Genomic DNA, 9,559 nt, shown 5'->3' on the forward strand with positions numbered 1-9,559 from the left:
TTAATAGTTCCATTAATCACAGAGGAAAAAGTATATGGTGTTGTTGAGTTTGCCGGCTTCGAGAAGTTTGACAGTGGCAAAGTAAAATTTGTTGAAGAGCTGAGTTTAATTCTTGCTCGTACGGTGTTCAACATAAAAGTAAATGAACGGACACGCAAGCTTTTGGAAGAATCTCAGGCTATGAGTTCTGAATTACAAGAAAAGCAAGAGATCCTGCGCCAGAATGCCGAGGAAATGCAAGCAACACAAGAAGAACTGCAAAAATCTAACTCTAAACTTGAAGAACAAATAGAAGAAGTAAATAGAACGCAGAACAGAATGCAGCTTCTATTGGAAAATGCTTCTGAAGTAATAACTATTTATGAAGAAGACCTTTCAGTAAGATATATCAGTCCATCAGTAGAGCCAATACTTGGTTATACCCAAAAGGAAATGATTGGTGTAAGCGATGCTGATAAAGTAAACAAAGAGCATGTAGCTGAATTTAAAGGCATGTTCAAAAGCCTGTTGGAGCATCCTGACGAGCAAATCACGATTCAATATGAGTATTTAACCAAAGAGGGTAACTACATCTGGATTGAGTCTACTGGTACAAATTTTATGTCTAACCCGGCTATTCATGGTTTAATTGTCAACTCCAGGGATATTACAGAAAGAAGAAGAGCAGAGCAAGAGCAGAGAATGCGTAGTAAAATGCAGGCGCTTTCTGAGAACTCCTTAGATTTGATTACAAGATTAGAAGATGATGCTATCTCTTACATCAACCCTGTTATTGAAGAATATACTGGCAAAGGACCTTCTGATTTCTTAAACCAAAAGATAAAGGAAGCCGACCTTGCTCAAAATGTTTTAGACAAGTGGCTTGAAATTATCGAAGAAGTTAACAGCACCAATAAAAAGGTAGCTACGGAAATGGACTTCCCGTCAGAAATGGGCGATAGAGTAATGCAAGTAAATGCCATCCCGGAATTTGATGATAATGAAAAGTTAGAATCGGTACTGGTTGTTTCTCATGACATTACGGAGCGAAAGCTCATCGAATTGGAAATCCAGAATAAGAATAAGAAAATTGCTGATAGTATTAATTATGCTAAGAGAATCCAAAATGCCATTTTGCCAAATAATAATGTAATCAACAAAGTGCTGCCAGATTCATTCATACTTTATAAACCAAAAGATGTTGTTAGTGGTGATTTCCCTTGGTATGTTAAAATTGGCGATGATATTTACATGGCAGCTGTGGATTGTACGGGCCATGGCGTTCCGGGAGCACTTCTTTCATTAATCGGGTACTTCCTGCTTAATGATATTGTAAGAAGTAGGAAAATTTCGGATCCGGGTATCATCTTAGATCAGTTGGATGAAGGGGTAACCACCACGTTGCGTCAAGATCAGGATGATTCGAAAACGAAAGATGGAATGGACATCGCACTTTGTAAAATAAATACGGCAACAAGAAAAGTGGAATATGCAGGTGCACACAGGCCATTATATGTGGTGAAGAAAGGTGAAATGGAGGAAATTAAAGGTAATAAATTTGCTATTGGTGGTGGTATTTATAAAAACCAGACCAACTTCACGAATCATAAAGTAGAGCTTAAAGCGGGCGACTCATTCTTCTTCTGTTCAGACGGTTTCCCAGATCAATTTGGTGGGCCCGAGAACAGGAAGTACGGACCGAAGCGATTAAGAGAGAAAATTATGGAAGTCCACAATATGCCGATGAAGGAAGCCTATGTGAAGTTTGATAACCATTGGACAAATTGGATGGGCGAAGAAAAGCAAACAGATGATGTATTGTTAATTGGTATAAAATTGTAGATTTTTAATTAAAAGTCGTATTTTGACAAACTATAATCAAAATCGACTAACAAACTTATAGATAAAGACTTATAAAGAAACTGAATAAAACGCTTTAAGACTTATGAAGTATATTTTTGATTTGCACAAAACCATGCTTGAAAACCATCTGATCTTGGTATACGAGGGTGAATTTACCCAGGAGATTACCAAATCTGTTTTGGCAATGGCGGAACGAAATATGGATTCTTCAGGAGAAGAATCAACTGTCAAAAGGAAAGTATTCAATGTAATGGTTGAGTGCTTACAAAATATTGTAAAACATGCAGACGATGTGGCTAATAACCACTCTGCAGTTTTTATGGTGGGCAAGCAAGAAGATAAATACATTATTATTTCCGGCAACCCAATTATGAATGAAAACATAGATGGCTTAAAGGGTAAAATTGATCAAATCAATGAGCTTGATAAAGATGGTTTAAAGGAACTTTACAAAAGCATAATCAAGAGTACCGAAATTTCTGATAAAGGAGGTGCAGGTCTTGGATTTGTTGATATGGCAAGAAAGTCAGGTAATAAATTGGATTATGATTTTGTTGATATCGGAGATGGCAACTCATTTTTCTGTTTAAAGTCATCAATAGATAGACTATAGTTTAATTTTTGGTAATAACGATTATAAATAAGCATTAATAATGGACATACTAAATTTAGAAGGCACTGAAGATACTCCTAAAATTATTTTAGATAAGGGAAACGGTATTTTTGAAATTTCTGGTCGTAGCTTACCAGAAGACTCTGCTGAGTTTTATCAGCCTGTATTAGATTGGATCGAAGAATACTCTAAAGAAGCGAATGCAAGTACTGAATTTATGTTCAAATTAGAATATTTCAATACTGCTTCTAGTAAACTAATACTTGATGTTCTATCTGCGTTGGAAGATATCGATGGTATGACTATCATGTGGTACTTCCACGAAGATGATGAAGATATGGAAGAGGCGGGTGAAGAATTTTCTGAACTTGTTGAAATTCCATTCGAATTTAAAACGTACTAAGTTTTACCTAATTTTTTTGCCAGTAAATTACTGCTAACAGCAGACGGTAGCCTATGAGTGAGGAAATACTTAAAGCACTTACCCAACTTTTTGCCATTATTACCAAACAAGATGGGGGTGTTACTGAGAAAGAAAGGCAGTTTGTAATAGGTTTTTTTCAGCAGGAGCTTGATCAAGACTCTGTTAAAGAATACGTAGAATTATACGACAAATTTTCTGGCTATAACCAAGAAGGTGACGAAGAAAAAGAAGAAGAAGGGACAAAAAAGCGAAAGCTAACCTCTGTTCGCGACTCTGTAAAAACATTAGGGCTTTGTAAAAAAATCAATAAAACACTTACCCAGAAACAAAAGGTAGTTGTTTTAATCAAAATATTGGAATTGGTAGGGTCGGATCAAAACTTTACCTCCCAAAGAATGGAAATTATTGACACCATCAGTACGGTGTTCAATATTGTGAAGGATGAATACAAGCTTATTGAAAGCTTCGTTATCAAAACAAAATCTGCAGAACTCAATTTTGGGGATATACTTATTGTTGATGGTGAAGGAGAGCATGACCACACGCCAGAAAATAAGGAGGAATTAGAGGAAAAAGGAATATATTCCAAACATTTCTATTCAGATATTGATGGCCATATCATTTTCCTTAAAGTCAATAGTGTGGATATGTACTTTACGAAGTACATCGGCAAAGATCAGATTGTTCTGAATGGCTTTATCATGCAAAAAAACAGAGTATATCTGTTCTCGCATGGTAGTACAGTAAAAACTCCCTTAGGTGCAGCACTTTATTATAGTGACCTTATTGCGCTATTTAATGAAGAGTTGAAAACCACCAAACTTTCTTTTAATGCAGATATTAAAGAGTTTAGGTTTCCAAATGGTGCCCTTGGTTTACGTGATGTAATGATATCGGAGGGTCCCGGTCAGCTCATTGGAATTATGGGCGCCAGTGGCGCTGGTAAAACCACGTTGATGAACGTGTTGGCTGGAATTGAACAACCTACACTTGGTTCTGTCAAAATCAATGGATTTGATATAAACACTCAAAAAGATAGAATCCACGGAGTCATAGGTTACGTCTCTCAGGATGATCTTCTCATTGAAGAGTTGACTGTTTATCAAAATCTATACTACAATGCCAAACTTTGTTTTGCCAACCTCTCAGAGGAAGATCTTAGTAAAAAAGTACTGGAGGTACTAGAAAGCTTAGGTCTTGATCAGCGTAAAGACTTAAAAGTAGGTAGTGTACTGGATAAAACCATTAGTGGAGGACAAAGAAAACGTCTAAATATAGCATTGGAGCTGATTAGGGAGCCGGCAGTAATGTTTGTTGATGAACCAACATCTGGCTTATCTTCCAGAGACTCAGAAAATGTAATTGATTTACTCAAAGAACTTTCACTCAAAGGAAAGTTGATATTCGTGGTAATACATCAACCAAGTTCAGATATCTACAAGATGTTTAGTAAGATGTATATCATGGATACTGGCGGTTTCCCAGTTTTTTATGGTAACCCAGTAGAAGCTGTTACCTATTTTAAGAAAGCATCTAATCAGGTTGACTCACAAAGAGGGCAGTGTGAAACATGCGGAAATGTAAACCCTGAACAGATTTTCAATATTATTGAAGCCAAGGTCGTAGACGAGTATGGGCAACTTACCAACAAAAGAAAAGTAAATCCTCAGCAATGGCACGAAGGTTTTAAAGAGCATTTCGCTATTGAAAAAGTAGAAGATATAAATGAAGAGCCTTCGCATTCATTATTCATTCCTAACAAATTAAAACAAAGCTTGATATTCACCACACGTGATATGTTAAGCAAGCTAAGCAACAAGCAATATCTGCTAATCAACTTACTCGAGGCTCCGCTGCTGGCACTCATACTAGCCTTTATTATCAAGTATAAGAGCAGCCCTTTTGGTAACGATTATCTCTTCCGTTTCAATGATAATATTCCAGCATTTATGTTAATGAGTATCATTGTGGCCTTATTTATGGGGCTTACCGTGAGTGCCGAGGAAATTATAAGGGATAGAAAAATACTAAAGCGAGAGTCATTCCTGAACTTAAGCTGGAACAGTTATCTGGTATCAAAAATTATTATCTTATTCTTAATGTCTGCCATACAAACAATGTCGTTTGTAATCATAGGGCACTTAATTCTAGACATCCACGGGATGACGTTTGCGTTTTGGTTTGCATTATTTACCTGTTCTTGTTTGGCAAACGTTCTGGGTCTGAATATATCTAGTGCATTCAATTCTGCTGTTACAGTTTATGTAATGATTCCTTTACTCCTAATCCCTCAAATGATTCTAAGTGGCTTATTATTTAGCTTTGATAAATTAAACGAGGTTTTAAGCACAAAGGGTAAAGTTCCAATTGTGGCAGATTTTATGGCCTCCAGATGGGCTTATGAGGCTATGGCAGTTCATCACTTTAAGTATAACGACTATGAAGAGCCCTATTACGAGCTGGAGAAAACCGAAGCAGAAGCCGATTTTAAAGCAGCATACCTTGTTGAAGAACTTAAGAAAAAGCGACAATTCATTTCTGAAAATATTGGAGCTGATAATGATTCCATAAAAGCGATCTTAAAAAAGGATTTAAAAATCATTAAAGACAATATTGTAGGTGATCCTTTTCAAGAGGGTCTGGAAAATGTGAATGTTGGTGAGCTCACATTAGAATCATTTACCAACGAGGTTAGTGCAATGCTTGAGGACTATTTTAAAAATTATAAAGATCATTACCAGGATGTTTATAACAAAAGTGTGGTTAGAAAAGACCAAATGGTTTATTTCTTTGAAAACAACCCTGAATACGACTACAATCTGAATGAACTAAAAAACGAGTATTATAATGAGAGTTTAGCAGATCTCGTTATGAATGTGGCTGAAAAAGATAGGATAATCGAATACAATGGTGAGCTTATCCAACAAATTAACCCCATTTTTTAACGAACCAGATAACCCCAGCCATTTCTTCGATTATAGGGCACACTTTTTTGCACCGTCTAAGTATTTTGCGGGCACCTACTTTAGTACCTACACATTCAACTTGATTGTCATCTGGTTAATGACGATATTGCTATACTTAGCTTTATATTTTGAGGCGCTTAGAAAAGGATTAGATAAGTTAAGTAAAATAAAATTCTCTAAGAAGTAAGTATTTGTCAGCTATAGTAATTGGCCAATTACAAATAATAATGTTTGTAATAGATAAATGAATTTATAATTTTGTTACCATCATAAATGTTGTGCATATGAGGAAATTATCATTGATATTGGCAGTACTGTTTTTTGCATGCAACTCAAGTAAAAAACCAGATGAGCAAGCATTTTTAGAGAGTTTGGATTCAACAAAGGTTGAAGGTCCAGCAATCTCTGAAGAAGCTATTAGTAGTATTATCCAACAGATTCCATCACCACTGGAAATTTCAGTTCTTTTAAAGGAATCTGGAACCAAGTACGACAAGGGATTCCTAAATTCAGCTGATAACCTATCAAAATATAATAGCAATTACAGAAAATCATTAAACCTTGGTATTTACGGTACAGACCTAGGTTACACTAACATTTATGAGCAGAATCAAGACGGGTTAGACTATATGGCTGCAATTAAAGAGTTGGCAGATGGTTTAAGCATAGGTCAATTTTTTGATATTGAAACTATCGGTAGGTTGGCGACCAATAGCAAAAACCTGGATTCATTGTTATTAATCACAACACAGAATTTTAATAGTATAAATCACTATTTGCAAGAGCAAAACAGAGCTAACCTGAGTGTACTTCTTTTAGCTGGTGGTTGGTTAGAAGCAATGCACATTACATGTCAGGTGGCAAAGAAAAACCCGGACAACAAAGAGCTTAGGGATACTATTGGCGAGCAGAAAATTATTTTAGAGAATATTGTACTCCTTTTAAGCTTTTATAAAGACATTGATCAAAATATGGCATCACTTTTGAATGAAATGCAAAAGTTACAATCTGAATATGAGAAAATTGAGATTGTTAAGACGTATAAAGAATCAACATTTGAAGTTGTTGATGGCGTTATGGTCATAAAAGATAATAGTACAAGTGAAATAAAAATTACTCCTGAAAATGTTCAGAACATCACGAATATTATTAGCAGTATTAGAAAAAGTGTAATTAGTTAGTGGAAAATAATCAGAATATGAAAAAGGTATTTTATACAATAATAACGGCATGTTTGTTTATAGTAGCAGGTACAACTGCAAAAGCACAATGTAATGCTGAACAATACACAAACTCTTGTATTCCAAAACTAGCTTCTGGTTTTAATTTCCTTAAGAGTTATAAAATTGATGGCCAAGGTGGCTCTAAAACCAAAGTTGAATACTCATACGTCTTTACCAAAGGTACACAATACATGATCAACGTATGTGCTACAGGAGAATCTACAGACGGTATAATCGTAAGTTTATTTGATAGCAATAGAAATCAGGTTGCAAGCAGTAAATTTAATGGCCAATTTCTAAGTGCCATAGCTTATCCTTGTAACACTACTGGTATCTATTACATACAGTATACGTTTGATAATTCGGCACAATTCTGCGGAGGAAGTGCCCTTGGATTCAAGCGATAGTTTAAAGTTTATCTTATTAAAAAAGCAGGTTTCATTTAATGGAGCCTGCTATTTTTTTATGCAGGAACATCACTTCAATTTTTCATACAAAGGAAGATACAGCCAAATTGGTGAGCTCAATTCAGGTACAAAACATTTACTGTTTGTGCTTCATGGCTATGGGCAACTTTCAAAATACTTTATAAGAAAGTTTAGCTCTTTAGAAGAACATGGTTTTTGTATTATCGCACCTGAAGGGCTTTCAAAATTCTATATTGAAGGATTTAGCGGAAGGGTTGGCGCCACATGGATGACCAAAGTAGACAGGGAAATAGATATTGAAAATTATCTTGAATATTTGAATCAACTCTACTCAGGCATTAAAGATAATATCTCAGCTGATTGTAAAGTTACTCTCTTAGGTTTTTCACAAGGTTCGGCCACTGTATCTCGATGGATCGCTTCGGGTAAAATAAATTTTGATCAACTAATACTTTGGGCAGGAATTTTTCCTCCAGACATGGATATTACAGTTACTCGTGAAATTCTTTCAGATAAAGATATTACCTATGTATATGGACTGGATGATCCTTTCATAAAACAAGAAAGACTTAAAGAGATGACTGAAATTTCAAATCGACTTAAATTAAAACCTGAGATTATAACCTTTCCTGGTAAGCATGACATAGATCAGAATACACTGCTACAGCTTCTTGTTAACAATCGTTGATGAAGCCTGATCGGTAGGCAAGACTAATAAGTCTGCAATATTTACGTGCTTAGGTCTTGTTACTACAAAATGAATAAGTTCTGCAATGTCATTTGGCAATAATGGAGAATATCCTTTGTAAACAGAATCCGCACGCTCTTTATCTCCTTTAAAACGTACCTCAGAAAACTCTGTTTCTACTAGCCCAGGGTTAATAGCAGAAACCTTTACTCCATGCTTGTTCAAATCTAGCCGCATACCTTGTGTAATGGCTTCTACGGCATATTTAGAGGCGCAATATACGTTTCCATTGGGATAGACTTCTTTGCCTGCTATAGAACCAATATTAATAATATGACCTTTCCGTCTTTCTACCATGTTTGGCATAACCCGCTTTGATAAGTATAAAAGCCCTTTTACATTAATGTCAATCATGGCATCCCAATCTGCAATTGAGCCGTCTTGAATAGGGTCTAAGCCATGCGCATTACCAGCATTATTAATTAGTATATCTATGGCCCTCCATTCAGTAGGTAACGAATCAAACGCAAGGTTTAAAGCATTCTTATCCGTAATATCAAATGCGAGCGTTCTAACTTCTGTATTTTTACCAAGAGTAGTTTGGAGTTCAGCTAGTCGTTCTTTTCTTCTACCTGCCAGAATTAACCTATACTTGTGTTTAGATAAAAGAACTGCCGTGGCTCTTCCTATGCCTGAAGTTGCTCCTGATATAAATACGACTTCTTTGCTCATTGAAACAAAAGATATAGGGTAACAGTATTGGTGTTCAAGCGGTCGATGCCTGCACTTAGTTCATTATTACCACTTCCCAGCATATTTGTAATGCCTTTCGAAAACCTGATTTCAGGTGAGAACTTGAAGAGTGGATAATACATATCTATACCGAAGCCAACATCCAGTGATAAATTGAAAGCTCTAATATCGAGGTTTTCTTTACTCACCTCGTCTACATCATTCTTACCAGATGCTTCAAAGCCAGGCTTCACTCCACCAACCATATACATTCTAAAGTTACCTCTTCGTTCCGATTTATATTTTAAAAGTAGCGGTAGTTCTACAACAGTGGTTTCAACCAATTCTTCCAGCGGGGCTGAATCTAATGATTGATATTCCAGTTTATGTTCATAAAAGGACACTTTTGGTAATAGTCTTATATCCAGAAACTCCGACATATTCATGTTTACAATGAATCCTAAACTAAAGCCAGGTGACCACGAAGGAGATATAGAGTACAACGTATCTAGATCCCTTGATACAAACTGATCTGAGTATTTTAGCTGATAAGTTGTGGTGTGCAAGCCGATAAGAAATCCATAACTAAGAAAGCGATCATCGTAGTTAGGGTTATTCATTTCAACATTACGTTGTGCTAATA

General features: G+C 35.9%; 9 protein-coding genes. 7 read left to right on the plus strand and 2 right to left on the minus strand.

All coding sequences use genetic code 11. From position 1 onward, the window contains the following. The 7 genes from RLO81_RS09880 to RLO81_RS09910 all read left to right on the plus strand — a co-directional run. A partial coding sequence (locus RLO81_RS09880; RefSeq protein WP_350110791.1) for a PAS domain S-box protein occupies nucleotides 1-1,821 on the plus strand: 1,821 nt, incomplete at its 5' end. A gap of 103 nt (nucleotides 1,822-1,924) precedes the next feature. Further along, on the plus strand, nucleotides 1,925-2,455 hold the full coding sequence (locus RLO81_RS09885) for a SiaB family protein kinase (protein ID WP_350110794.1): 531 nt from the start codon (nucleotides 1,925-1,927) through the stop codon (nucleotides 2,453-2,455). Between the two features lie 40 nt (nucleotides 2,456-2,495). Then, on the plus strand, nucleotides 2,496-2,858 hold the full coding sequence (locus RLO81_RS09890) for a DUF1987 domain-containing protein (protein WP_350110797.1): 363 nt from the start codon (nucleotides 2,496-2,498) through the stop codon (nucleotides 2,856-2,858). Between the two features lie 53 nt (nucleotides 2,859-2,911). Further along, nucleotides 2,912-5,824, plus strand: coding sequence for an ATP-binding cassette domain-containing protein (locus RLO81_RS09895; RefSeq protein ID WP_350110800.1), 2,913 nt, complete (start codon nucleotides 2,912-2,914; stop codon nucleotides 5,822-5,824). A gap of 305 nt (nucleotides 5,825-6,129) precedes the next feature. Then, nucleotides 6,130-7,026 (plus strand): hypothetical protein, encoded by an 897-nt coding sequence (locus RLO81_RS09900; RefSeq protein ID WP_350110802.1) that lies wholly within the window; start codon nucleotides 6,130-6,132, stop codon nucleotides 7,024-7,026. A gap of 17 nt (nucleotides 7,027-7,043) precedes the next feature. After that, entirely contained in the window at nucleotides 7,044-7,475 is a 432-nt protein-coding gene (locus RLO81_RS09905) for a hypothetical protein (protein ID WP_350110805.1), read from the plus strand. Between the two features lie 58 nt (nucleotides 7,476-7,533). Beyond that, nucleotides 7,534-8,184, plus strand: coding sequence for an alpha/beta hydrolase (locus RLO81_RS09910; RefSeq protein ID WP_350110807.1), 651 nt, complete (start codon nucleotides 7,534-7,536; stop codon nucleotides 8,182-8,184). On the opposite strand, the gene RLO81_RS09915 is transcribed toward RLO81_RS09910, so the two are convergent. Next, the gene (locus RLO81_RS09915) at nucleotides 8,158-8,916 is read right to left on the minus strand and encodes an SDR family NAD(P)-dependent oxidoreductase (RefSeq protein ID WP_350110810.1); all 759 of its coding nucleotides are present in this window, start codon (nucleotides 8,914-8,916) and stop codon (nucleotides 8,158-8,160) included. The two genes, RLO81_RS09910 and RLO81_RS09915, sit on opposite strands and share 27 nt — an antisense overlap. Next, on the minus strand, nucleotides 8,913-9,559 hold a 647-nt coding region (gene porT / locus RLO81_RS09920; protein ID WP_350110813.1), incomplete at its 5' end, for a type IX secretion/gliding motility protein PorT/SprT. The genes RLO81_RS09915 and porT, both read right to left, overlap by 4 nt.

Source organism: Fulvivirga sp. (assembly GCF_040220315.1).
Taxonomy (GTDB): domain Bacteria; phylum Bacteroidota; class Bacteroidia; order Cytophagales; family Cyclobacteriaceae; genus Fulvivirga.

Coding starts and splice junctions, on each gene's coding strand:
- RLO81_RS09890 (WP_350110797.1), top strand. CDS start 2,496: ATGGACATACTAAATTTAGAAGGCACTGAAGATACTCCTAAAATTATT.
- RLO81_RS09900 (WP_350110802.1), top strand. CDS start 6,130: ATGAGGAAATTATCATTGATATTGGCAGTACTGTTTTTTGCATGCAAC.
- RLO81_RS09910 (WP_350110807.1), top strand. CDS start 7,534: ATGCAGGAACATCACTTCAATTTTTCATACAAAGGAAGATACAGCCAA.
- RLO81_RS09895 (WP_350110800.1), top strand. CDS start 2,912: ATGAGTGAGGAAATACTTAAAGCACTTACCCAACTTTTTGCCATTATT.
- RLO81_RS09885 (WP_350110794.1), top strand. CDS start 1,925: ATGAAGTATATTTTTGATTTGCACAAAACCATGCTTGAAAACCATCTG.
- RLO81_RS09905 (WP_350110805.1), top strand. CDS start 7,044: ATGAAAAAGGTATTTTATACAATAATAACGGCATGTTTGTTTATAGTA.
- RLO81_RS09915 (WP_350110810.1), bottom strand. CDS start 8,916: ATGAGCAAAGAAGTCGTATTTATATCAGGAGCAACTTCAGGCATAGGA.